Source organism: Streptomyces sp. H39-C1, assembly GCF_027158125.1.
Taxonomy (GTDB): Bacteria; Actinomycetota; Actinomycetes; order Streptomycetales; family Streptomycetaceae; genus Actinacidiphila; species Actinacidiphila fildesensis.
Window position 1 is genome coordinate 63,802 of record NZ_JAPVLS010000017.1, and the last position, 24,450, is coordinate 88,251.

At 66.2% G+C, this 24,450-nt stretch carries 18 protein-coding genes and 5 pseudogenes; 16 read left to right on the forward strand and 7 right to left on the reverse strand.

Going from position 1 to position 24,450, the window contains the following annotated elements; all coding sequences use genetic code 11:
* Positions 1 to 61 precede the first annotated feature (61 nt).
* Positions 62 to 2,194, reverse strand: coding sequence for a discoidin domain-containing protein (locus tag O3W51_RS14065; RefSeq protein WP_138354213.1), 2,133 nt, complete (start codon positions 2,192 to 2,194; stop codon positions 62 to 64).
* A gap of 183 nt (positions 2,195 to 2,377) precedes the next feature.
* On the opposite strand from O3W51_RS14065, the gene O3W51_RS14070 reads away from it, so the two are divergent.
* From O3W51_RS14070 to O3W51_RS14080, 3 genes are read left to right on the forward strand one after another with little or no spacing between them, the layout of a single operon-like run.
* Positions 2,378 to 2,566: a hypothetical protein gene (locus tag O3W51_RS14070; protein WP_138354212.1), complete on the forward strand. Its 189-nt coding sequence runs from the start codon at positions 2,378 to 2,380 to the stop codon at positions 2,564 to 2,566.
* A gap of 5 nt (positions 2,567 to 2,571) precedes the next feature.
* Entirely contained in the window at positions 2,572 to 2,904 is a 333-nt protein-coding gene (locus O3W51_RS14075; protein WP_138354211.1) for an ArsR/SmtB family transcription factor, read from the forward strand.
* Positions 2,901 to 3,266: a hypothetical protein gene (locus O3W51_RS14080; protein ID WP_244809595.1), complete on the forward strand. Its 366-nt coding sequence runs from the start codon at positions 2,901 to 2,903 to the stop codon at positions 3,264 to 3,266. The genes O3W51_RS14075 and O3W51_RS14080 overlap by 4 nt, the downstream gene beginning before the upstream one ends.
* Positions 3,267 to 3,369: 103 nt before the next feature.
* Here the strand turns inward: O3W51_RS14080 and O3W51_RS14085 are convergent, their stop codons facing one another.
* Positions 3,370 to 5,973, reverse strand: coding sequence for a discoidin domain-containing protein (locus O3W51_RS14085; protein ID WP_138354210.1), 2,604 nt, complete (start codon positions 5,971 to 5,973; stop codon positions 3,370 to 3,372).
* 623 nt (positions 5,974 to 6,596) lie between these two features.
* Between O3W51_RS14085 and O3W51_RS14090 the strand changes: the two genes are divergently transcribed.
* From O3W51_RS14090 to O3W51_RS14125, 8 genes and pseudogenes are all read left to right on the forward strand, one after another.
* The gene (locus tag O3W51_RS14090; RefSeq protein ID WP_164606906.1) at positions 6,597 to 7,733 is read left to right on the forward strand and encodes a tyrosine-type recombinase/integrase; all 1,137 of its coding nucleotides are present in this window, start codon (positions 6,597 to 6,599) and stop codon (positions 7,731 to 7,733) included.
* Positions 7,734 to 9,041: 1,308 nt separating this feature from the next.
* Positions 9,042 to 10,388 (forward strand): GTPase-associated system all-helical protein GASH, encoded by a 1,347-nt coding sequence (locus tag O3W51_RS14095; protein ID WP_164606904.1) that lies wholly within the window; start codon positions 9,042 to 9,044, stop codon positions 10,386 to 10,388.
* 86 nt (positions 10,389 to 10,474) lie between these two features.
* Complete coding sequence (locus O3W51_RS14100; RefSeq protein WP_269286001.1) at positions 10,475 to 11,353, forward strand: TRAFAC clade GTPase domain-containing protein; 879 nt, start codon at positions 10,475 to 10,477, stop codon at positions 11,351 to 11,353.
* The gene (locus tag O3W51_RS14105; RefSeq protein WP_239069617.1) at positions 11,350 to 12,198 is read left to right on the forward strand and encodes a hypothetical protein; all 849 of its coding nucleotides are present in this window, start codon (positions 11,350 to 11,352) and stop codon (positions 12,196 to 12,198) included. The genes O3W51_RS14100 and O3W51_RS14105 overlap by 4 nt, the downstream gene beginning before the upstream one ends.
* 4 nt (positions 12,199 to 12,202) lie before the next feature.
* A complete protein-coding gene (locus O3W51_RS14110) occupies positions 12,203 to 14,683 on the forward strand; it encodes a GAP1-N1 domain-containing protein (protein ID WP_239069638.1) in 2,481 nt (826 codons plus the stop codon).
* 39 nt (positions 14,684 to 14,722) lie between these two features.
* Complete coding sequence (locus O3W51_RS14115; RefSeq protein WP_164606900.1) at positions 14,723 to 15,799, forward strand: caspase family protein; 1,077 nt, start codon at positions 14,723 to 14,725, stop codon at positions 15,797 to 15,799.
* Positions 15,800 to 15,992: 193 nt separating this feature from the next.
* A pseudogene (locus O3W51_RS14120) lies at positions 15,993 to 16,145 on the forward strand (transporter); the annotation flags it as partial.
* Between the two features lie 44 nt (positions 16,146 to 16,189).
* Positions 16,190 to 16,550 (forward strand): annotated as a pseudogene (locus tag O3W51_RS14125) (hypothetical protein); the annotation flags it as partial.
* Positions 16,551 to 16,999: 449 nt separating this feature from the next.
* Here the strand turns inward: O3W51_RS14125 and O3W51_RS14130 are convergent.
* Both O3W51_RS14130 and O3W51_RS14135 read right to left on the reverse strand, forming a co-directional pair.
* Positions 17,000 to 18,045 (reverse strand): annotated as a pseudogene (locus tag O3W51_RS14130) (P-type ATPase).
* Between the two features lie 54 nt (positions 18,046 to 18,099).
* Positions 18,100 to 18,297 carry a hypothetical protein gene (locus O3W51_RS14135; RefSeq protein ID WP_203672409.1) on the reverse strand — a complete coding sequence of 66 codons (198 nt, stop codon included), beginning with the start codon at positions 18,295 to 18,297 and terminating at the stop codon, positions 18,100 to 18,102.
* Positions 18,298 to 18,676: 379 nt separating this feature from the next.
* On the opposite strand from O3W51_RS14135, the gene O3W51_RS14140 reads away from it, so the two are divergent.
* Complete coding sequence (locus O3W51_RS14140) at positions 18,677 to 19,426, forward strand: SpoIIE family protein phosphatase (protein ID WP_164606898.1); 750 nt, start codon at positions 18,677 to 18,679, stop codon at positions 19,424 to 19,426.
* On the opposite strand, the gene O3W51_RS14145 is transcribed toward O3W51_RS14140, so the two are convergent.
* Positions 19,398 to 20,843, reverse strand: a complete 1,446-nt coding sequence (locus O3W51_RS14145) for an NF041680 family putative transposase (protein WP_164606896.1) — start codon at positions 20,841 to 20,843, stop codon at positions 19,398 to 19,400. The two genes, O3W51_RS14140 and O3W51_RS14145, sit on opposite strands and share 29 nt — an antisense overlap.
* A gap of 140 nt (positions 20,844 to 20,983) precedes the next feature.
* Between O3W51_RS14145 and O3W51_RS14150 the strand changes: the two are divergent.
* From O3W51_RS14150 to O3W51_RS48830, 3 genes and pseudogenes are all read left to right on the forward strand, one after another.
* A pseudogene (locus O3W51_RS14150) lies at positions 20,984 to 21,316 on the forward strand (PP2C family protein-serine/threonine phosphatase); the annotation flags it as partial.
* Between the two features lie 31 nt (positions 21,317 to 21,347).
* Complete coding sequence (locus O3W51_RS14155) at positions 21,348 to 21,830, forward strand: universal stress protein (RefSeq protein ID WP_164606894.1); 483 nt, start codon at positions 21,348 to 21,350, stop codon at positions 21,828 to 21,830.
* A 209-nt stretch (positions 21,831 to 22,039) separates the two neighbouring features.
* Positions 22,040 to 22,285: pseudogene (locus tag O3W51_RS48830) on the forward strand (transaldolase family protein); the annotation flags it as partial.
* Positions 22,286 to 22,321: 36 nt separating this feature from the next.
* On the opposite strand, the gene O3W51_RS14165 reads toward O3W51_RS48830, so the two are convergent.
* The gene (locus O3W51_RS14165; protein WP_164606890.1) at positions 22,322 to 22,810 is read right to left on the reverse strand and encodes a beta-class carbonic anhydrase; all 489 of its coding nucleotides are present in this window, start codon (positions 22,808 to 22,810) and stop codon (positions 22,322 to 22,324) included.
* A 237-nt stretch (positions 22,811 to 23,047) separates the two neighbouring features.
* Here O3W51_RS14165 and O3W51_RS14170 point away from each other — a divergent pair, with 237 nt between their 5' ends.
* Positions 23,048 to 23,497 (forward strand): universal stress protein, encoded by a 450-nt coding sequence (locus O3W51_RS14170; protein WP_239069615.1) that lies wholly within the window; start codon positions 23,048 to 23,050, stop codon positions 23,495 to 23,497.
* Between the two features lie 334 nt (positions 23,498 to 23,831).
* Here O3W51_RS14170 and O3W51_RS14175 read toward each other — a convergent pair whose 3' ends face one another.
* Positions 23,832 to 24,302: a VOC family protein gene (locus tag O3W51_RS14175; protein WP_203672408.1), complete on the reverse strand. Its 471-nt coding sequence runs from the start codon at positions 24,300 to 24,302 to the stop codon at positions 23,832 to 23,834.
* Between the last annotated feature and the right edge of the window lie 148 nt (positions 24,303 to 24,450).

A 24,450-nucleotide genomic window follows, 5' to 3' on the forward strand; every position in this document is an offset into this window, starting at 1 on the left:
GTCCAGGTGTGGACGGGGCCCGACCGGCAGCCGGCGCCCGAGCGGGCGTGGCGGCGGCGTCCTACTGGGAGACGCGCACGTAGTCGATCTGCATCTTCTGCGGGAGGACGGTCGTGGCGTCGGGCGCCCCGGGCCAGTCACCGCCGACCGCGTTGTTGAGGATGAGGTAGAAGGGGTGGTCGTACACCCACGGGCCCCTCGTCGACTCCACCACCGCCTTGTCCGCGGTGAAGAAGGCGTGGCCGTCCACCGAGAACGTCATGTGGGTGGAGTCCCAGTCCACGGCGTAGATGTGGAAGGCCGAGGCGAAGTCGCTGCCCGCGAGGGTGTACGGCGAGCCGTAGCCGTTTCCGCCGTTGTAGGCCGGGGCGTGCAGCGTGGAGTAGACCGAGTCGGCGACCTTGCCGACATGCTCCATGATGTCGATCTCACCGGAGTTCGGCCACGGCGTACCGGTCTTGAAGTTGGACCCGAGCATCCAGAACGCGGGCCACAGGCCCTGCGTGCCGCTCACCTTGATCCGCGCCTCGACGTGGCCGTAGGTGAAGTTGAAGTGGTCCGAGGTGTTGATCCGGCCGGAGGTGTACTGGCCGCTGGCCTCCTTGCGCGCTTCGATGACGAGGTTGCCCGCGCCGTCCATGGCGGTGTTGTCACCGTTGGTGTAGTACTCGAGCTCGCCGTTCTGGCCGTTGCCGACGTCCTGGGTCCACTTGCCGGTGTCCGGCCTGGTGCCCGCGGCGCCGTTGAACTCGTCGCTCCACACCAGGTGTTCGGGGTTGCCGGGGTTCGGCGGCAGGGCGGGCGGCGCCGTGGGGCTGCCACCGGTGCCGTAGACGTCGAAGGTCCACAGCGAGTAGCCGTAGCTGCTGCTGCGGGCGGTGCCGTACATCCGCACATAGCGGCCGTTGCCGTCGACGGTCAGGGTCTCCTTGAAGCCCTTGCCGGTGGTGGTGGAGTAGATGCTCGCCCAGTTGGTGCCGTCGGGCGAGACCTGGATCTGGTAGGCGGTGGCGTAGGCCGGGTCCCACTGGAGCACGACCTTGGTGACGTGCGCGGTCGCGCCCAGGTCGACGGCGATCCAGCCGGGGTCGACCCAGCCGTTGGTGTCGCTGGTCGCCCACCGGGTGGCCGGGTCCTCGTCGAGGGCCTTGGCCGGGGTGCAGCCGGTGCAGCTGTTGGCGTTCTGGTAGGTCGAGGCGGTGGCCGGCTTGTTGTACGAGAGCAGCGCCGAGCCGTCCTGGGGCGGCTGCGTGCCGCCGCCGGTGGTGAAGACCTGGAACTCCCAGAGCGAGTACCCGTACGCGGTGGCGCGCTGGGTGCCGTACACGCGGATGTAGCGGCCGGTTCCCGACAACGTGATCAGTTCGGTCGCGCCCGGTCCCGTGGTGGTGGAGTGGATCGTGGTCCAGTTGATGCCGTCCGCCGAGGTCTGGATCTGGTAGGCCCTGGCGTAGGCGGTCTCCCAGCTCAGCTGCACTCCGCAGATGCTCTGGCCGGTGCCGAGGTCGACCTGGAGCCACTGGGGGTCGGCGGCGGCGCTGGACCAGCGGGTCCCGGCGTTGCCGTCCACCGCCGCGGTCGCGGGGGTGCCGGCGTTCTCGGTGGAGGACGCGGTCGCCGGCTGGTTCAGCGCGGCGTCGGCGGTGCCGCAGGCGGGAGTGGTGGGGCCGGTGGTGCCGTAGACCTGGAACTCCCACAGGGAGTAGCCGTACTGGGTGTGCCGGACGGTCCCGTTGATCCGCACGTACCGGCCGCTGCCGGTGACGTTGAGGGTCTCGGTGCCGCCCGCGCCGGTGGTGGTCGTGTACACCGTGGTCCAGTCGGTGCCGTCGGGCGACGTCTGGATCTGGTACGCGGAGCCGTACGCGGTCTCCCAGTTGAGCACGACCTTGCTGATCGTGGCAGTCGCGCCGAGATCGACCCGCAGCCACTGCGGATCGGCGGCGGCGCTGGACCAACGGGTCCCGGCGTTGCCGTCGACGGCCGCGGAAGCGGGAGTGCCGGCGTTCTCCGTGGACGACGCCGTCACCGGCTTCCCCTGCGACAGCAGCGCGTCGGCCGCTTGCGCGGGGGCTCCGGCCGCAGTCAGGGAAAGGGCTGCCACCAGTGCGGCGACCAGGGTCAGGACGAGGGGCCGCCAGGGGTGTCGATGGGGCTTCCGGCGGGGCCGGATGGTGCCGGGACTGCCTGTCATGGCATCTCCTATCGGTGGAAGCGCTCTCTGCGCAGGGATGAGTGCGGCGGTGCCGCCATCACGTCAGAAGGGGGAGAGCGCTCCACCGCGGTGAGCGCGAACCGGCCTGGCCGGGTGAATTGAAGAATTCTTCACTTCCGTACATCATGTCCTCATCAAGGGGGGCGGCATGCGGGAGGTGCGATGACGGAGATGACACCCGAGGCGGTCCGTGGGCAGGTGGCGGAAGCGCGTGCCGCCCTGGCGGCAGCGGTGGACAGCGGCGAGTACGGGGCGATCTCCGGGGCCCTCGACGCGCTGGAGGAATCGCTGGGGCTGGCCAGGCTCCATGGTGTCGAGCTCCCCGCGGCCGACGGGGGCGAGAGGACGTGAGGACCGTGCCGGTTCCGCTGTACCAGGCGAAGGCGGAGCTCTTCCGGATGCTGGGGCACCCGGTCCGCATCCGGGTCCTGGAGCTGCTGCAGGACGGGCCGATGCCGGTCCGCGAGCTGCTGGCCGCGATCGAGGTGGAGCGCTCCAACCTCTCGCAGCAGCTGGCGATCCTGCGCCGGTCGGGGATCGTCACCTCGACCCGTGAGAAGGACACCGTGGTCTACTCCCTGTCTGCCGGGGATGTCGCCGATCTGATGCGGGCGTCACGCCGGGTCCTGAACGGACTGGTCGGTGAAGTGGCCGCGGGCCACGTCCCAGGCCCTAGGCTCAGCCCGTGACCACAACCGGCGATGAAGAACTCGACAGCCAGCAGCTCGGCCCGCGATGGCAGGACGCGACACCGCGGGAGCGGCTCGCCCTGATCCGCGACTTCCGTCATCAGCCGCTGACTCCCCGGCAGGCGCGCCGGATCCGCATCGTCGTCGCCGCGTTCTTCATGGCCGTCGCGGCGGCCGTGCTGGTGGTGCGGCTCGGCGACCAGCCGTCGGTCCTGGTCGTGGGCGTGTACGGGGCGGCGCTGATCGTGTGCGGCGTGGTCATCGAGCTGAGCCGGAAGGGCCGGACCCGGGTGGCCATGTGGCTGCTGGGCGCCGGTCTCCTCGCGGTCGCCGGCGCCGAACAACTGCTGCGGACCCTCTGAACACCTGCTGAGGCATACAGAGGGAGAGCGCTCTCCTCCTGCTGTGACACGGGGCGGCCCACTTCCGTGCCGCCCCGCGCCCCGTACTCATGCCGTCAGCGGGTTACGGGTACGACGTCACCGTGGACGGCACCGTCGAGGTACCCGACGTCGGCGACCCGACGTCGTTGATGACGTGGGCGTACTGGCCCATGCCGCCGAGCGACACCACCAGCAGGTCGTGGAACCTCACGCCCGGCTTGTTCGGTGCCTCGAAACCGTGGTCCTGCACGATCGTCGGATCCGCGGTGAAGTTGCAGTAACTGCCGAGGCCCCAGCCCTCATGCGTCGTGACGTTGTCGTCGACCTTGTAGGCGGCGAAGCCCCTGATGCTGCCGTTCTGGATGGCGGCCTGGTTCGGCGGGTCGTAGGCGATCTCGTTCTGGAAGAAGATCGTCCTGCCGTTCTCGCCGCTCCACTCCACGTCGTACTTCTTGAAGTGCTCGACGAAGAGTCCGGTCGCCAGCACATTGGCGCCGTTGACCTTCAGCCCGTAGTCGGACGGGTTGGTGTTCCAGCCGACGCCCGCGCCGTGGTCGGCGCGCCACAGCCAGGTGTGGTCGATGATCGTGTCGTTGCTGTTCACCTCGACCGCGGTGGTCGCCTGGCCGGGGCCCGCGCCACCGATCCGCACGAACACGTCCTGCATGGACGTGGGGTCGGCGGCGTGGCCGGCGGAGGATCCGGCCGGGCCGATCTGCAGCAGCACCGGCGAGTTGACCGTACCGGCGTCGATCAGGAAGCCGGCCAGCTTGACGCCGTTGACGTCGGCGACCTTGACCGCTGTCACGCCGTTGTCCGGAACGATGGTGGCCAGGCCGAGACCGAGCACGACGGTGTCGGCGCGGGTCACGTTGATCGCCTGGTCGACGTGGTAGACGCCAGGAGTGAAGAGCAGATTGAGACCCTGGGCGAGCGCCGCGTTGATGGTCGCCGCGGAGACCCCCGGCTTCGCCACGTAGAACTGGCTCAGCGGAAGCGAGGTGCCCGGCGTGTTCGGCCAGGACGTACCGACGGCGTTGACGCGCTTGGACGGGACGAAGACCTTGTAGTCGTTGCCGTCCAGGTACATGTACGGCTTCTCGCGCGACACCGGGGTGGTGGCGAGCGTCGTGTACACGGGGTTCGGGAAGCCCTGCGCCGGAGCGCCCTGGACACCCGAGAACACCATGTTCCAGACGCCGTTGGTCCAGCCGCCGACCGAGCTGTCACGGGTGTACCACTGCTGCTGCGAGTACGGGCCGACGGTGCCGTCGATCTTGCTGTCGGCGATGTAGCCGCCGCTCGCCCAGCCGTAGCTCGCGGGCGCCAGGTTCAGCCCGCCCTTGACGTGGATCCGGCGGAAGGGCGCGGCCTGCGCGACCGCCCACCGGTCGGTGCCGTTGGACGGCGTGATCGCCAGGTTCTCCGCGGAGCGCCAGAAGTTCTGGGTGGCGTTGCCCGCCATCCAGCCGGCGTCGACGGTGATGTCACCGTTGATCTGGGTGTCGTCGGGGTTGAGGCCGAGACCCGAGATCGAGGTGTAGAAGCCGATCTGCGCGTTCAGGCCGCTGTACGTGCCCGGCTTGAAGAACAGCTGGTACCGGCCGGTGCCGAACTGGGCCGACTCCTGCTGCGTGAAGATCTGGTCCAGCGTCCCCTGGATGTTGGGGGTGGACGGGTCGAAGACCTTCACGTTGGGACCGAGGTCACCGCCGCCCTCGATCGGGCCACCGGGGTCGGTGGTGCCGCCCGGGGTGCCGTAGACCTGGAACTCCCACAGCGAGTAGCCGTATACGGTCGCGCGGGTGGTGCCGTAGACCCGGACGTAGCGCCCGGTGCCGGTCACGTTCAGCGTCTGGTTGCCGCCGGTGCCCGTGCTGGTGGAGTAGACGTCGGTCCACGTCGACGCGTTGTCGGACGTCTGGACCTTGAAGGCTTTGGCGTACGCCGCTTCCCAGTTGAGGGTGACGGAGCTGATGGTCGCGGTGGCGCCGAGGTCGACCTGGAGCCACTGCGGGTCGGTCGCGGCGCTGGACCAGCGGGTGCCGGTGTTGCCGTCGACCGCGGAGGCGGCGGGCGTGCCCGCGTTCTCGGTGGACGACGCCGTGGCGGCCTTGCCCTGCGAGAGCAGCGTGCCCCCGGTGGGCGGCGTGGTGCCGCCCGGGGTGCCGAAGACCTGGAACTCCCAGAGGGAGTAGCCGTAGCCGGTGGCGCGGACGGTGCCGTACATACGGACGTAGCGCCCGGAAGCGTTGACGTCCAGCGTCTGGCTACCGCCGGGGCCCGTCGTGGTGGAGTACGCGTCGGTCCAGGTGGTGCCGTTGTCGGAGACCTGGATCGCGAAGGCCTTGGCGGACGCAGTCTCCCAGGTGAGGGCTATCCGGCTGATGGTGGCGGTGGCGCCGAGGTCGACCTGGATCCACTGGGGATCGGCGGCGGCGCTGGACCAGCGGGTGCCGGTGTTGCCGTCGACCGCGGCCGCGGCGGGGGTGCCGCCGTTCTCGGTGGACGACGCCGTCGCGGTCTTGCCCTGCGACAGGAGGGTGCCCGCCGCGTGCGCGGAGTGCGAGGGGATGAAGAGGAGCAGCGAGGCGATCAGCGCCGTGATGACCGCCACGGCCGTGTTGCGCAGGTTCACCGGCGCCGTCGGTCTCGGCGCAGGTGGACCGGTGGGGGGTGCGAGCATGAGCAACTCTCCTGTTTCCACGTGCGAGGGCAGGACTCGGTGGCCGTCCGGCCGTGCGGTGGCCGGACGACGCGATGCGGGCAGCGACATGCGGGTGCGTCCTCACGGGTGAGTCCTCACGCGTGAGAGAGCGCTCTCCCGGTACACCGCGATGGTTCTCCCTGTGTTTCCTGCATGTCAAGAGTTGTGCACGCAGTGCGAACGGGGACCGGGAGAAGCTCGGCGAACAACGGTAAATGGCCCGGAAATTGCGACAGATGTTGAAGCGGAGCGATGACCAGCGGGTATCCCGGAAAGTAGGTGTCTTCGGGTTCTGAACACGGGCGAGACCGTGACGGGGGTCATCGCCGCGCTTCGCCGGGCATGTCCTACGCTGTTCGCTGACGGCGCGCACCCTTCAGGGGCGCGACCTTTCACCGCCAGGAGTCGCAGCCATGCAGCGCACCATGTTCAAGTCCAAGATCTAGCATCTGGGCATGTGTGCAGGTCAAAGCTATGATCGGGTGGCTCAGGTCAGCAAACGGTCAGCATTGGGCGCGGATGCGTCGTGACATGCTGACCTGGCGACCGCCGCGCGGGGACCAGAGCGCAGATGCTTGGCTCTCGCTCGGAAGGTTCATCACATGGCTCGTCAACTCGCCCGGGGTATGGGCTCGTTCTCCAAGGGTTGTGCCTGCGCCAAGCCGACTCGGTGCCCCCATCCGTACACCATCCGTTTCCGCAGCGGTCTGGGGAAGCAGCTCGAAGAGGGCGGCTTCGCCACGCAGGACGACGCGATCGAACGCCTCACGCAGATCTACGCGGAGAAGAAGCGCACGGCGCCGTCTGTCGCGGAAGCGCGCCGGGAGTTGGGACAGAAGACGGTCGCGGAGTACGCCAAGCAGTGGCGCCCCCGGCAGCGCCGGATGACTGAATACTCAACGGGCGAGCACGTCAACAGCTCCATCAACGTCCATATCGTTCCGCGCCTAGGTTCGCGGAAGCTGATATCCGTGACCCCCATCGTGGTGGAGCGTTTCCTGGACGAGCTGGAGGCCGACGGCGTTGGCCGGGGGAATCAGGTCAACATACTGCGCACCCTCAAGGCGATTCTGCGGGACGCCTACGACAAGGGGGCGATGGCGGATGATCCGATCAAGGGGGTGCAGGAGCCGGAGTACGTTCGCCAGAAGGTGGTTATTCCGGACCTGGCATATGTGAAGCAGGCGTTGGCGGTCGCGGGTGACGACCTTGCTCTGGAGATCGTGATGATGGCGGGGTGCGGATTGCGCAATGGCGAAGCCAGGTCCGTGAATATCAACAACGCGGTAGCGGACGACGTGTACCGGGTACACGAGCAGATCCACTCCAACACGCACCGTCCGGCGAAGCTGAAGCATCGCAAGGTGGGGGAGTTTCGGGAGGTTCCGCTGCCCCGCTCGGTGCGGGAGGCGATCGAACGTTATGAGGCGAAGCACGGCACGACGAGGGAAGGGTATTTGCTGCGGGGGCCGAGCGGGTACTACACGGAGCCGATGGAACGTCGGCGCGTCCGCGCACTGTTTGAGAAGCTGCCCGTAGTGGACGGGATGGGGATGTACGGCTTTCGGCACTACTTCGCCTCCAACGCGCTGGGTAGTGGCATCCCGATCACCGACGTGGCGGAGTGGATGGGGCACAAATCGATCGAGGAGACGTACCGCACCTACCGGCACCTGATGCCGGGGAGCATCGCCAAGGCGGCACGCGTCCTGGACGCCGGCCTGTGGGACGCGGCCTGATCGCAGCCAAACCTGCCCGCGACTGCCCTTCGGAGTGAGCTGTAACGGCACCACCTGGCACAGGTTGTAGGGGCCGTCCAGAGGCGTCCACTGGGTACAAGGAAGTGGCGTAATGCCAGGTCGGGGTCTTGTGGTCTAGGGTCGTCGGTGTTGTTAGTGAGACGTCTGTGAGAGGTGAGGGCCCCGCCGGTTGCATCTGGCGGGGCTCTGCCGTCAGGCGTGGGGGGCTGCAGTGGGGGTGGTGCTGGCGGGTTCTGTGTCTGGCGGCAGGGTGTGCTCCGGGGTGATTGACGCGGTTTGGTGATGCCCCGGCTCGCCCATCCCGCTTCTGCTGTGGGGCGGGCGGTGACGACACTGCGTGGTATCCGGCGGGGGTACCTTCTGCGGAGATCGGGAAGGGCGGATCGTCAACGGGGCGTTCAGTGACCGCCGAATTCAAAAAGGCGCAGGGGTCCGTAATGTCCGAGTCGATGGAAGTGCTTCAAATCCGAGTTCCTGAGGCTGACTTCGCAGGTCACCAGCCTGCTCCCCGCTCGCGCGGGATGGACCCGTCATAGAGACGACGGGCCTGGGCCGGCCACCCTGCTCCCCGCACCCGCGGGGATGGACCCTGCCGTGTCCCGCCTGAGGTCGGCGTGATCAGAGAGGCCACGCAGGAGCTGCTCCCCGCACTCGTGGGGAGCCGTAGTGGGGGCGACAAGGGTGCGCTGGATCGGTCCGGGACGCCTGCGGGTGCGGCCCGATCACGTACTGGGCGACAAAGGCTGCAACTCGAAGGCGATCCGGAGTGGCTGCGGCGGCACGATATCGGCCGCACCATCCCCGAACGGTGCGACCAGATCGCCAACCGCCTGCGGCGCGGCCGCCGCCCGCCTACTCTCATTCAGAGCTCTATAAGTACCGCCACCTGGTCGAACGGTGCTTATAGACCGCCTGAAGCAGCGGCGCGGCCTCGCCACCCGCTACGAGAATCTGCGGAGTCCTACCAAGCAGCCTCCACCCTCGCATCGCTCCTGACGTGGGCGTGACGTCTCGAGGCAGCCAGCCCCAGCCGGTACTTCCGTCGGGGTGGCCGTGTGCCGTATCCGATGTACGTAGTGTGCGGTTCCTGGGCGGATGCAGCGCAGCTTATGCGAGTGTCGCGACATGCGGACCAGGCCCAGTGGGTCTACTGTCGGTAAGCTCTGGTGCCTGACTTGCAGTTCAGAACCGAGGCAACTGCGGGACGTGAACCACATGCGGCGACAAGCCGGCTGGCCGGTGTTTGACCGCGATACGGTAGCGGGGCACGGCGGGAATGGGGCGTAAGTGGCTGAAAGTATCCTTCTGCGTTTCTTGACAAGTGGGCTTATTGATGTCCAAGGAGATGACACCAAGCTCGAGAAGATTGGCCTTGCGGCCGGTGACCTGGCCGGTGCACTCCGGAAGTCTCCTTCCAAGGCGGTCGCCTACGTCCTAACGGCTGTCGACCCTGAGGTAGATGCTGGCGATCCCGTGATCGTCGAAGCGCTCGCCGCTCTCGCCAAGCACTGGGTGACGTATGTCAACACCTTCTCCGGCCCGCCGGTGGCAGTGGCTCGCGCCATCGTTCTTGAGGCTCTCGTCCAGGCGGCTGCGGACAACGCCCCAGTCGGAGCGGCCTTTGTCGCTCTGACTCGCAATGCCTTCGCGGTTTCGGAGTTGGGTGCGGACACTTCGGTGTGGGCCGATGTGATCACGGGGATCGAGAAGGTAGTCGACGCGCGGGCCGAAGCCGAGTGGGCGGTGCCCTCCTCCGTCCCAGCCCCGGTCGCGGACTTCAAGGTCCCGGACCTCACGCCGCTGGCGGTATCCGCCGGTCGCACGGATGTTGACCAGCTCAGGGCCGAGTTCCAAGCAGCGGCGGGCCCTCAATACGCGCACCCGCAGCAGGGGCAGGTGGCCACGAACGGAAATCCCCACTGGGCGCACAACGCCCCCCACAACTGGGTAGGTGAGTTCGGTGATCGTATGGCTGTCTCTGTGGCTGAGGCTCTGGATGCGGCCGTAGACGGAGTGACAGTTCAAAGCGTCGATTTGTCGGAGCCGATCCGGTCGCTGGCAGCGGGCGTGTCCGGGTACGTCGCGGAAGCACTGACCGCCGTGGCAGCCGCCACCGCGGGCCTCCAGCGGAGGGTAGCCCTGTTGTGGTGGAAGGAGTCTCTGTTCTCTCCGACCGGTCAGGTCAGTTACCGGGACCTGCCACCGACCGTGGCGGCAACCCTGATGGCCTTCGACCTGCACCAGCAGGTGCCAGCGTCCTCCCCTGCTAGCGTGGTTGCCTTCCTGGCTGAGACGGTTATGTCGCTTCCCCTCGTTGAGGTGGAACAGACCTACGCGGTCCGTGACCTTGTCGAACGTGCGCAGACCGATGCCTCGCTAAATGGAGCCCGGGATGCCGGGGCACTGATCACGGCAGAACCCGAAGGCCGCGGGCCGGTGATCGCGCTGATCGCCCACCGCGATGTTCCTGCCTCACGCGACGAGAACGCCTTTCGCCGCTTGACGGGGGTACCACATGATGCACGCTTGACACTGCCGCAGTGGGCGTGCTGGGTGTTTCGCGAGTTCCAAGCCACCAGCGCCACAGCCGCCACCAAGGCCAGCCGCAGCGGCAGACGGCGGACACGAGCGTGAACGGTATGAATGACTGCTCACAGCAGAGCTGCTTCGTTCCCGACACCGGTTGTGCCCTCGGCCACGTAGACCTTTCCGCATGCCCCGTGTATCACGGCACAGGCAAGGCGACTTCCGCGCCCGAGCCAACGGATGACGTACTGCTGCCCTGGTCCGGCAGTGCACTGGGACTTGCTGATCTCGCCTTCGTCGCGGGCCGCGCTCGTCCCCGCATCATCGCAACCATTGGGCCACAGAACGCCGGGAAGACGACCATGTTGGGCGCCTGGTACTTGCTCCTCGGCCGCGGCGCTGCTGATCTGCGCGCAGGCCAGTTTGCAGGCTCGTTCTCCCTGGCCGGCTGGGAGGCAGTGTCGAACTCCCTCCGGTGGGCCCCGGGCCAGGCGCCCAGTTTTCCCCCCCACACAACCAGCCGCAGCGGACGGGCCCCAGGGCTGCTGCATCTGAGCTTCCGTGCCGAGCAGAAGAAGCAGCCCACGGACTACCTGTTCACCGACGCGCCAGGCGAGTGGTTCCAAAAGTGGGCAGTCAACAAGGGCGGGTCCGAGGCCGCAGGGGCCCGTTGGATCGCCGAACATGCCGATGTCCTACTTCTCGTCGCCGACCGTGAGGCGCTGTCGGGCGCGACCATGGGGTCCGCCCGCAATGCCCTGCAGCTACTCGCCGCCCGCGTGGCTGACGAACGAAAATCTCGCCCTACTGCACTGGTATGGACCAAATCAGACGTCCCTATCACTCCCGGAATGGAGGACTCCGTCCGTCAGTCCGTATTTGGCCCCATGCCCGGGGCTGGAGAATTCTCAGTCCGCATCACCTCGGGCGACACCGGCGAACGGCAGGCAGACGGCTCCCTGGCTAGCCTTCTGGACTGGGCACTCACCTCACGACCGCCGTGCGCCGTTCTGCCGCCAGTCCCATCCGCCAGCGACGACCCGCTATTCATGTACGGGGTGGGGTCAGCATGAGCACTTCGGGCGATTCCATCCTTCTGCTCGGCGAGAGTGGTGTGGGAAAAACGCATTACGGGGCGCAACTTCTCAGGCGGCTCATGAAGAAGGACTGCCGACTTCGCATGGACGGCCAAGCGACAAACCTTGAGTCGTTTGAAGCGGCACTGGAAAGTCTCAGCGAAGGAAGAGCAGCCGATCACACCGCTACCTCCACCTACGTGGACAGCGTGTGGCCCGTATCGCAAGAGAATGGCACATGCGGACAACTCATTTGGCCCGAATACGGCGGCGAGCAGATCAAATCCATGATCGAGTCGCGTCGCGTGCCAAGTGCGTGGCGTACGCGTGTGCAGCATACAAACAGCTGGATGCTGATGATCCGCCTCCAACAGACGCAACTGGGCGAAGACGTACTCTCACGCCCCCTTTCCGACCTGCGGAAAGCGGCTCCTGAGAACTCAGCCCACCAGATCTCGGACCAGGCGCGCCTCATTGAGCTTCTCCAAATGCTCATCTACGTCAGGGATATGTCGTCCCCACTTCGACTGGGAAACCCACAGTTGGCCGTACTGCTCACTTGCTGGGACGAACTCGGATTCGACGGCACCCCGGCCGAGGCACTCCGGGCACGCCTGCCAATGTTTTGGGCGTTCCTCAGTGCCAGATGGCCTGAGCCTTGCGTCTTGGGGCTGTCAGCCCTGGGGCGCCCCCTCAACCCGCACACATCCGACAGCGAGTACTCCAGTTGCGGCCCTGAGCACTTCGGGTTCGTCGTGATGCCTGAGGGGACGCACTCACCCGACCTCACCTGGCCAATCCACCTCCTTCTTGACGAACACAGCCGACAAAAGGCGGACTAGGGCCTTGCGTATTCATGCAGAGCAGGCGCTGTTCGGGGAAGTCCGGGGAGGGCATGCGCTCAGGGAAACCAGTGGCCTCCGGGGCCTTGCAGCCGAGCTAGCACCCCGACTCGACCTGCCCGACACCGCACCGTCTGGCGTGGAGTGGTCACCTTTCCTGTCAGGGTTTCCCCACGATGACTACTACGTGCTCGCTCGCACCTTCCGGGACCCGCAAGCAACGCGGGCAGGAATGGTGCTGTCTCACGCGCTCATCGTGTCTCTCAACGACCTCGTCTCCGCCTCCGACCTGCGACCCCTTCTCGCTCGGCTGATGGCCCGACCCCACGCCCCTCTGACCATCGCACCCCTGGAACTCGAATTCGAGAACGACATCCCCCCTGCCGCAGCCGATCTGCCAGCGGCCGCAGCAGCGCTCGTACAGCGCCCGGCCGGCCCCGCGGTCCGCCTAGGCCACCAAGACTTCGACGACCTTGTCGTGTCCTTGTGGGCTCGGCTGTGGCCGGCGATGCGCCGAAACTTCGCGTTCCGCCTCAGCTTCGGCCCCGCCGACCTTGTCGAGATTCCAACGCCAGCACTGGTATGCACCCCCCGTAGCCTCGAAGCGCGGTGGCGCGGGTACAAGCGGCTGGACACCGTGACACCGGTGCCGGGCTCCCTGGTGGCCGCCGCACTCACCGACCACGAGGAGAGCACACTACTACTCTCCTTCGCTGACGAAATCGGAGCCGAAAGCAACGGGTTCAGCGAACTCTCCCTGCTGGAACAGGCATACCGGCTCACTACTGACGTGCCGGCCACGATCGACAGCACCATCGCCGCCGTGCGGCTAGTGCAGAGACTGTCACCCGAGCCCACCCGCGGCACGAGCGGCAAGGCCGATCTCATTAGGCGCCTACTGCACCAGCTTGAGACCGCGACCACAGACGACGTCCTGACACTGCGGAACCTCGACATGCAAGGGTTCGACCACGCCCAGGCGGTATGGAAACAACTGGCGACGTGGACGGGGGACAACGCCTTCCCGGCCACCCAGGATATGTCATTCACCACGATGATTCAGGACGCCACACAGCCGTCCAAGAGCACGCGCCTATGGCGGGAAGCCGTTCTCGGAGGACTGCGGAAGGCGGCGTGCGCGCCAGGTCCGGGGTTCGCTCGCGCTGTATGGCGCTGGGTTGCAGCTGATCCAGATCTTTTGCGGCCTCTGTGGACAGCGGCTGAACCGGAGGGGGAGTTGGAGGGACGACTGGTTGAGACTGCCCCGCGCACGCTGCCCCTCGGCGCGGCGCAACACATGATCGCCCTTGCCCGCGAAGGGCGTTTCTTGCGACTGCACGGCGTCGCGGCGTCGACGGCCTTCCCCCCATGCGAGGCCGCCCGCCTCCAACTCGCCATCCAAGCCAACCCTTTCGCGGACGGCCTGGAGCTAGCGTTGAGGAACGCGACGCCGGAACAGATTGTGCGCTGCTCGATCGACATCGGCGACCCACGGATGATTGACCTGGCAGGCGCTTACGCCTCCCGGACACTAACGCTCCTCACGAACGTCGACTTCTCCACTCAGACGGCTCAAGCCCTGTGGGCGGCCTCGCTGAACTACGACCTGAACGCTTGGCGAGGGCCCGCTAACCCAGAGGCCGCATTTCAATCGGCTCTCATCGACCTTATTGACGGCCGACCTGTCCATGACGGCCTCATCGGCGCTCTGTCCCGTACGCCCCTAGCCGACCTGAGCGGTTTCTCACGCCGTTCCGAACTATGGGCGAAACTCAGCGGCCCGGATCACGACGCCCTCATCAGGGCGACCGTGCAGGGATGGCTGGAGAAGGCTGCTACGGGCCTGCCCCCGTTCCACCTGGAACCGCTTCTCCAAACCGCTGTTCTCAGTAGTCCCGAACTCGACGGTCAGCTTGGCCGTTTGGAAGCCGGTGCGGTTGTCGGGATTGTGACGGTGTTGCCAGCATTCGAGGAAGATCGCTTCCGCAGATGGCTTCGCACGGTTGTCTCCAGTGGGCAGCGCATTCCTGCCGCTACCTGGGAGGCCATCGGCCATCTCGCACTGGATCGGCATTGGCGCCACACGGCCGGGGATTTGACAGTCATGCTGCGTTACGGGCGTGAGGACATCCGGCCTGCGCTACGCGCGTGCCTGCCTATAATCAGTCTGTTGGACCGATGGCGACACGGACTGTCCGCGGTCAGCTCCGCCGAGCGGTGGAAAGCGCTGGAAGACCTGGCGGCCGAGCTATACCCGGCAGGACCCAACGACCGCGAGTTGTGGGAACGAGCAGGCGGCCGTGCCGCCGATCTCGATCAAACAGGCACCGGCCGCACACGATGGCACCAAGCACTCCAACGCATCGAGCACGGCAGCAGAAAGCCTCGCTTGAAGTCACTTCTGGACGAAATGCGGAACGACTACCCGGCGAACCAATCCCTTAGTTTTTTCGCTAGTAACCAAAAATTCACGAACGAGCGATGACCGCCGAGCGGTGCTCGAAGAAAATGGGGCTGTGAGAAAATGACCCACGGGGCAAGGCGTGCACTAGTTATCGGTGTGGCAAACTACGACAATATAAGCAGTCTCCCAGAGGCCGTACTGAACGATGCCCGGGATATTGCATCCACCCTCCGGGCGGTAGAGTACTGCGGATTCCCGCCGAACCAAGTCCAGGTCCTCCTGGACGACCAGGCGACTTTGGAAGGGATTCGCTCTGGCTTGGCCGACCTGGCATCATCATCCGTGGCGCAGGACACAGTCGTTATCTTCTTTTCGGGACATGGTGCCCGATTCCCCGCAGCCGTAGGCGAAATCAGCGCCCTCCTTCCTGTCGACTGTCAGGCCAACAATCTTCCTGGAACGGCACTCCTCGAAGTTGAGCTCACCGCAGCACTTTCCGCAATCAATGCACAGCGACTGGTGGTGCTGGTCGACGCCTGCCACGCTGGTGGAGTGGCCGCACTGAAGACACATCGCGAAGAAGATCCCATCCGCACAGGGTTTAGCGAAAAAGCCCTCCATCAGCTCACCCAGGGAACCGGCCGCGTCGTTATTGCATCATCCCGCGCGCAGGAATTCTCCCTGGTGATGAACGGTGCTCGTAACAGCGTGTTCACGCAGTACCTCCTCGAAGCATTTAAAGGAAAAGCGCGCACAACAGGAGACGGTCTAATCCGGGTATTCGACGTCTTCAACCACGTCGCCGAAAATGTCCGCACATCCTTTCCCGGTCGACAGCACCCCATCTTCAAGGCTTCCGATCTGGAAGACAATTTCCCCGTCGCACTCGATCGTGGCGGTCTCAAAGCCCCGACCCCCACGGAACCAGTTGAGCCCGACAGCTGGCGCGAGATCGAGACGATCATGGCGGACCTATACCCCGCAGGCCCGACCGATCAGGAAGTCTGGGCCCGGGCAGGCGGAGACCTCTCACGCCTAAGGCTCTACGGGACCGGTCGGGCGAACTGGTTCGGTGCGCTGCGTAACCTCAAACTCGGCGGGGGAGGACAGCGGATTAGTCTCCGCACACTGCTCGAAACAGCAACTGGAGACTTCCCCCACCATCCTGAACTCGCAGCCCTGAAACGCCAAGAATAGGCGCACCAGCGCGTCCGTTTGTGCGTCTTTAGCTGTCTGCTAGGAGATATCGCGCTCTACGAGGTTGTGTCAAACCAACGGCTGATCTTGGTCATTCAGGGTCAGCCGTGCCGCTTGCACGGGTTTGATCTCTTCCTCCGGAAACGATCTTGCCCCGGCCGTTGTTGCAGGACGGGAACGCGGGGAGGGGGAGGTGTCGGGCCTGAAGCTGTTCAACACAAAAGGCGGCGTGACCGAGGTCATGCCGCGTCTTGCTGACGTCGAGGCAGATATTCAGAGCCTCATCGAGGCGCATATGGAGCCCATGCTGGGGGTCCGGTTTCTCGCAAGCCAGTATTCCACCGGGCGTCTGCCGCCGTGGCGGGCGCGGCCACTTTCGTCTGGCTCGGAATGGTGCTGGCGATCTCCTTCCTGGAGGCACCGCTGAAATTCCGCGCCTCCAGGGGTGACCATCCCCATCGGACTGGGCATCGGCTGGCTGGTCTTCCGGGCGCTGAACCTCGTGGAGGCCGTGCTGGCCGGCGCTGTAATCGTCGCGGTCGTCGTGGGCGGCGCTCCCGGCGTGGTCACCCTCCTGACCGTCGCCGTGTCCCTCCTGCTCCTGGTACAGGTGGCCGTGATCCGTCCCCAGCTCAACCGCAGGTCCGACCGGGTACTGGCCGGAGAGTGCCTCCCTCGTTCCCGTGGGCACCTGTACTACGTGGCCGCCGAGGTCGCGAAGGTCGCCGTCCTGATCTGCCTGGGGATCAGCCCGGGCTCGTTGTTCACACTCTTCCTTCGAAGAGGCATGGGCGCCGGAATAGCCAGGGTCCAGGGAATCGCGAATCCCGTGGGCCAGACCGCGATCACACATGGTCAGAGATGAGGAGTCCGTCACCGCGTACACCAGCACCATGAATGAGGGCGGTCAGGTCCTCGCGTGCGGCAAGGCCGTGTCCGAACGTCAGCAGTGTCACGGGAGGCATCACAGCACGCTATCAGCGGCGGACGCCGATGCGTCGTCGGCAGCGTTAGCTGGTTTCCAGCTCCGCACGGCGGGCCCGGACTCGGCTGCGGTAGACGATGAATCGCGAGGCCGCGCAATGCATGTGAGTGCTGCCCGGGCCTGTGAGCAGGGCCCGCTCCGCGGTGTTAGCGCGTCCTCCCGCCCCTCCCGCCTCTGGTTCGCGGCGACGGCGATCCGCGCGGCGTCAGGCGCTCTCACGAGTCTCTCCTCTGTTCCCGATGCCGTTCCGCTGAGTACCGGGGCTGGTGGCTGGTGGACCAGCCATGTGCCGCCGCGATCCGGTACGCGTGCGCGACGATCTCAGCCGCCGCGTCCTCGGTGGGGAGGGTGTCGGTGCCAGGGCGACGGCGAGGATCTGCATCACCGTCAGCGGTTGGGGAAGGGCTCCGCTCGAGAGGGCGAACGCCAGGAAGGGGACCGCTTCGCGGACCGCGTGAGTGAAGATGTAGACGATGAATTTGCGGATGTTGTCGTAGGTGCGGCGGCTGGCTTCCAACTGCGGCGCCGACGAGGATGTGTACGCCCGCCGACGGGGGTGCCGGATCGTCCGCCGGGCGTTCGCCCTGCGGGATCCACAGAGCGACCGCCCGCATCCGGTTCTCGATAAGGGTGCCGGTCTTGTCGGTGCAGACGACGGTGGTCGCGCCGAGCGCCTCGCCGGCGGACAGCCATTTGACCACCGCTCCCCGGAGGGCCAGCTCCCGCACGCCCATGGCCAGGGCGAGGGTGATCGCCGGAAGCAGTCCCTCGGGTAAGTTGGCGACGAGCAGCCCGATGGCGAAGGTCGCGCCCGCTCCGAGGGAGAGACCTGCGGCGAGGCCGAGGGGCAGAAAGGCCACCCCCACCGCGATCGCGATGATCCCGATGAGCCGGGCTGCGCGCTTCACCTGGTGTTCCAGGGAGCTCTCCCTGCGGTGGGTGCGCTGGCTGAGCGCCGCTACCCGGCCCAGTTCGGTATGCATCCCGATTACGGTGATCACTGCTGAAGCCTGGCCGCCGGTGCACGCCGTACCTGAGAACAGCAGATCCCTCGTGTCAAGAAGCGGACCCGGACGGTCGACAGACTCGGCCGTCCGGAACGCGGGGAAGGACTCTCCCGTGAGCGCCGACAGGTCCACTTCGACCCCCCGCCGATCAGCCGTGCGTCCGCGGATACGCCGTCGCCCTCCTCGACGATCAGGACGTCCCCCAGCACCAGGGACGCGGCGGCAACATCACGGGTCACTCCGTCGCGGACCACCGTCGCCAGTTCCGGCAGGAACTCGGACAGCGCCTCGACCGCCCGCTCGGCCTGCTACTCCTGGGCGAAGGCCAGCAGCGCATTGAGCAGGATCACCGCCAGGATGGCCACGGCCAGCGAGGTCGTGCCGGTTGCGGCGGCCAGTACGGCGGCAAGCACCAGCAGCAGCGCGAGCGGATGGGCGAACTGGTGTACGAGTTCCCTGAGTGTGTGCCGTCCTCCGCGCCGCCAGCGCGTTGGGTGTGTCGGCACACTGCGCCTTCGGCATCTCGGGCACTCCTGTTCCGCGACGACGTCAGAGCGGACAGCGCGTGGACCGGGGCGGTACGGAGCGGCCGACAACATCTTTCCCCTTTCCCAAGGTCCCACCGCGGAGCGCGCCCGGCATCTCCCAACGCCATGCCCCACCATGGAGCGTGTGCCTCACGTTGATCGTGACGCCTGGCTGTAAGCGCGTACCGGGAGGTGAACCGTCAGGCTCTGGTAGGGCAGCCCGACAGCAAAACTTGCGTGGATGGGATTTCGGCGGGACGGTAGAAATGTGTTCCGTTGGCTGATGTGGCCTCACCTCATTGACGCGCTCTCCAAGGCGCGCGGGCGGCGGAAGACATCGCGAAGGCGTGTTCAGCACATGCCCGGCGTCGCCTTGATGTCCGTGGTGGCGCTGACCATTCCCCTCGTGCTGCTGGAGCTGGCCATCAGTGACAGCACGGTGCGATTGATCCCCCTCATGATTATCTTTCCCGCTCTGACGGCTACCATCGGTACGCTACGCGAGACGGTTTATGCCGTCGGGTGGGTGATCCTGGTAATCATCGCAGTACTGGTCTACCGGCCGCTTCCCTCACTCGGCGACCAGGTCATCGTGATGGTGCTGGCCTTTGTTCTCGGCATGCTGTGCGTGCTGACCTGCCATAAGCGGATCAGACGGGAGGAGGAATCCCGGCGGATGCGATCTGGCGCTGCCGCGCTTCAGCGCCAGATGCTGCGCCCCTTGCCTGTGCTCACTGATCGGGTGATCGTCGACGGAGTATGTCTTCCGGTGGAGGAAGACCTACTGGTGGGCGGTGACATCTACGAGGCTGTGGCTTCGCCGTACGGGACGCGTCTGCTCATCGGCGACGTTCAGGGCAAGGGCTTGCCCGCGGTGGCAGCCGCCTTCGCTGTGCTCGGCGCGTTTCGTGAGACTGCTCAGCGTGAGCCTACGCTCACCGCTGTAGCGGACGCTCTGGAGACGGCAGTCGGCCTCCACAATGCCTTTGCGGCGCAGACCGGAGAGCCCGAACGGTTCGTCACTGCTCTCATCCTCGGCGTCGATGGTTCGGACGCAACGCAGGCCCTTAGCTTGGCGTTTAACCCCGCTGGGCTTGGTGTTCCTTGATCGATTCGGCGCGTTTGACGGTCTTGCCGACGTCGTGGCGCCTGGCCCGTTGCTTGTTCTTCGAGCCGGGAGGCCGTCCGGGACCTGGTCGGGACGGTTTCGGCGCGCTTGCCGGGCTGACTGCTGTCGCGCGGACGTTGCGAAACCCCCGGCGGACCCGTGCTGGGGTGAGGCGGCGGGACTCGCTGGGTCGTTCCCAGGGGCGACGCAGGTCCTCGGCGAGGGGCCGGGCGAGGCGGAGTTGGTTGTGGGCGGCGATGATCAGCCAGGTCCACAGGTCGGCCGTGTCGGGATTCCTGATTTTCGGGGCGGTCCAGCCCAGGGTCTGTTTCATCAGGCGGAAGGTGTGCTCCAGGTCGAAGCGGCGGAGGAAGGACTGCCACCAGCGGTCCAGGTCCGCCGGTGCGGCGGCGGTGGCCGAGCACCACAGCCAGACCGGTTTCGGGTCACGGTCACCGGGCAGGCGCTCGACCTTCAGGCGGATCAACGTGCCGTGCAGGACGGGGAGTTCTTCCTTGGCGTGGTTCAGCCAGGGTCCGCGGTGGGTGAGTCGGGGGTGCATCCGGTCCCAGGCCGTCGCGGTGGCCGTGCCATAGCGGGTTGTGTCCGTGGCGGTTGTGACGTCGGGCCCGTGCCAGCTGTCGGGCTTCTTAAATGTGAGGACGCCGCCATGCCGGCGGGGGCGCCCGCCCCGGGGACCCGACCGGGCGGGGCCGGGGTCGCGGAGCATGACCCGGTCTGAGCGCAGGCGCCCGACCAGCGCGACGGGCAGGTCGGCGAGAGCGTGGGTCAGATAGGCGACGTCGTAGCCGGAGTCCATCACGATCAGGATGTCCGGGTCGCCTGGTCTCCAGTGACCTGCGCTCATCAACCGTACGACGACATCGCGGAGTTGGGCGGCAGTGACGGTAGTCGCGTCGTCGGCCGGGCCCAGGCGGACCGCGTCCAGGAGAGCGACCCAGGAGGTGCGGCCGGACTCCAGGGCCGCGACGAAGGAGTAGGGCCAGCCGGGCACCAGCTGGTCCGAGCTGCGGTCGCCGCGTCCGTAGACATGGCAGAAGAGCCGGTCGCCGCTGGTGGGAGCGTCGGGTCGCAGCCAGTGCGACACGTCCACGGCGAGCACGATCCGCCCGTCGGCCGCCTTCGGCAGCGGCAGGCCCGCCAGCGCGCGGCGCAACCGTGTCGGCTCCAGCCAGCCACGGTCCAGGGCCGCGTACAGCGCACCGTGCCCGCGCCGATGCTCGACCGCCAAGGAGAGCTCGACCAGAGTTTTCACCGGCCCGTCCGCACACAGCACCGCGTCGGTGAGCTCGAAGAGCGCGTCCGCGCGTCTGTACAGGCAGTCGTAGAACTCGACACGAAAGCGGGACAACACACCCAATGCCTCGCCTGCGGGTGCGTCGACGGGGAGACTCATATGCAGCGGCCGTTCTCTCACGATTCGTTACTCGACATCTCGAAGCGTGAGGAACGGCCGCGTCCGCTGTCCCGGGAAGAACCGCAGTTCAGCAGGTCGGGTGACCTGCGGGGTTAAACGCCAAGCTTAGCTGCGGCCACCTTCCGCTGTACCTCTTGGACGGGGGACCCGTCACCACCGCTCCCACGGGCGAACCAGGCGTGCCGCTCGGTCTGGCGGAACTTTCTGCGGAACCCAGGATCGTCGACTGGTTCGACTTCCCCCCTGGTGCGACACTCCTGCTCTGCAGCGACGGCGTCACCGAGGCACGTGACACCGCAGGCGGGTTCTATCCCCTCGAAGAACAACTCCGGGTCTGGGCGGATGTGTCTCCGTGGGACGTGGCCCACGACCTGGCCGACGACTTGCGCCGTTACACCAGAGGTGACCAACGGGACGACATCACCGCGCTGGTGGTCCGCAGGGTCACCTGAACCCGCAGTGCCAACCGAAATGGATATTTCCATGACGCAGTTCACGGGGCATGCACCAATCGTTGTGGGAACCGATGGCTCAGACATCTCCGAACTCGCCATGCGCTTCGCCCTGCACGAGGCACAGTCGCGGAATACCAGCCTGCGTGCGGTTTGTGCGTACGATTTCACGGCCTCCAGGGCAAGCAGTTACGGATGGCTGACCGTGCCGGATTCCTACGGCCTGGACACACAGATACGTGACGCCACGTATGAGGCCATTGCCCACACCGTGGAAGAAGCCATGCAGCAGTTGGGGGGTACCCCGGTCGAGGTAGAGATCAAAGTGGAGCCGGGACGCCCCTCGCAAGTCCTGCTCGAAGCGAGTGCAGATGCCTGCCTCTTGGTCGTGGGCAGCAGAGGCTCGGGCGCGTGGGGACGCCTCACCCTGGGGTCCACCAGCACCGAGGTCGTGCATCACGCACACCTCCCTGTCGTGGTCGTGCCGTCCAGCACGCCAGCAAAACCATCCTGATGCACGACAATCACCTGCTGTGTTCCTCGGATGCCGAAATGAGAAGGAAGCGTCGTGGATGTGCTTGCTCGGCTATCGGAGAGCGGGAGATCTATCTGGCTCGACGCTGAGCCGGCAGAGGCTGACCGACCGTAGCCTGGCACAGCTGGTCAGGGGCCGGCATGTCGTAGGGGTGACGACGAACCCGATGATCTTCGCAAAGGCCAGCGATGCCTACGGCCCAGATTCAGGACTTGGCGCTGCGCACCGTCGAGGTCGGCGAGGCACTGCAGGCACTGCAGGCACTGACCACGTTGGTTGTGCGCAGGATGTCGCGCGCCCAGCTCTGGGCGTCCGCTGGGGTGAAGGACCCGGCCTACGACGACACCTGGTACGTGATGGACCTGGTCGCCCCCGACGTGGTCAGCACCATGTCTGAGGGGACACTGGATGCTGTTGCCGACCACGGTGTCGTTCCGGCTCGCAGCATCCGCGACGTATCGCTCCTGTGATCACTGCACCTTGTTGAGCCGCCCCGTGGCGACGTCATAGACATACCCGCGCATGGCATCATGGTGAGGGATGTAGGGGCTCGCCTTGATACGGCTCATCGAGCGGCGGACATCGATCTCGACATCGTGGAACGACTCTTCCGGCCAAAGGGGCTTGCGGCCGCCCGTGCTGCGGATCGGCGGCTTGAGGCTATAGGCGGGATACGTGAGCATCCGGCAGTCGGTGTGATGGACCAGGATGATCTCGCGAGTATTCAGCAATTGCTGGCTGATGGCGAGGGAGCGGATGACGTCGTCCGTGACAACGCCGCCAGCATTCCGTATCACACTTGCCTCACCCTCCCTCAGGCCGAGGATTGCGTAGATGTTCATCCGCGCGTCCATACAGGCCACCACGGCGACGTGCTGGGTCGGCTCCATCGGTAGTGGTCCGGGGAACTCCAGGGCGAAGACCTCGTTGTTCTTGAGGTAACGATCGATGGCTGACATCGTGCCTCCTTCGCTGCCGAGTTTGCAGGCCCCGGCCTGGGCCAGTGCCCGAAGGCGGTCGACTGGTGCTGTCGCAGCCGCCGGTCGTGCGCGGGCGAGACTGCGAGCCTTTGCCGACCTCTCATTTTAATAGTCAGTCCGTTTCCCAACGCGCGCGCACGGGACCGCGTCTCCGCGCAGCAGAGCGTCCATACTCAGGCAAGGTAGCCAGTTGACCTTGAAAGACAGGTGGTCTATATGCGCGAAATGCCAGGCGGACTCGACCGGCGGATTGTCGTCGGTGTGGATGGATCGGAGGCGTCGATGGTTGCATTGCGTTGGGCAGTCGGGCACGCCAAGGGCTTCGATGCAGTGGTGGCGGCTGTGATCGCATGGGAATTCCCCACTACGTACGGCTGGGTGCCGAAGCCACCGGAGGAGTGGAACTTCGAGAAGATCGCCAAGGAAAGGCTTGCTGCCACGCTTGAGCTGGCACTGCCCCACGGTGGACACGTCGGGGTGCGCTCATACGTCCGGAAGGGTCACCCTGCGGGTGTCCTGGTGGATTTTGCTCGGGGCGCGGAACTACTCGTGGTCGGAAGCCGCGGACACGGCGGATTTGCTGGCGTCCTGCTCGGCTCTGTCAGTCAGCACTGTGTGACCCACGCCACCTGTCCCGTCCTGGTTGTCCGTGGCGCGGGCACCTGATTCAAACAGCCGGACCTGGCGAGTACCCATGAACAGTGTTCAGCGTGTGACCGACGGTGGCGAGCGTGGAAGGCCCTGCGCCAGACGCACCAGGGCTACTCGACGAGCGCTTTGAGAGCGGCGAGAAATGCGACACAGGGGCGCCGTCGAAGGAACTACCAGAAGTAACCCCACCAAGGGGAGCCGACCATGGCGGTGGCCGGCTCACCACTGATCTGCGCGGTCCCGCAGCGCCGGCGCTCACAGCACCCACCCTGCCGTGACCCACTGGCCGGCAATTCCGCAGACGTTGGCGACCTGATGCCTCCCGGGGGCAGAGCGGCCAGGGCGATGCTCACCAGGTGTAGATCCGCGTCATAATCTCATGCCGTGCTGCCTTGTTCGGCCCGGGGTAGGCGATGACCAGAGGCACATTGTCGGGATCGCGTCCCTCGACCACGGTGAAGCCGTCGGCCATCTCTCTGGACGAGGTGTGGGCAGAGCGCTCTTTGAGGATCCGCTCACACCGGTGGAGATCATCGAGGCTGTCCGCAGTCCAGATCACGTACTGAACGCCAATACCGCCCAGGGCGTGGGTGACCCTGCCCATGCCGCGCACGTATACCTGCATGTCGTCGGAGCCAACGAGCAGCGCAGCGGTAGTGGTGCGGACTGTGACCCTCATCTTCAGCAGTTCGCGGTAGAACTCCACCGACCGGTCGAGGTCAGATACGAACATCACCACCGATGCAAGCTGCGGTCCGCGGTCCGCCCCCGGCGGATCGGCCCGTTCGGCGCCGGCTGCCGACTCGCCGGCACCGGACATCGAGGCTGCGTCTGATCCCATCGAGGCCCCCAATTTCTGCCCGCTGCCGTCTCGGCTTTCCCAGGAAGACCTTCTCTGTACGCTACAGGCCCCCCGCACCTACCGCTCGGTAAGGCAGGGGTGGTGGGAAGCCTCGTACCAGGGCGCG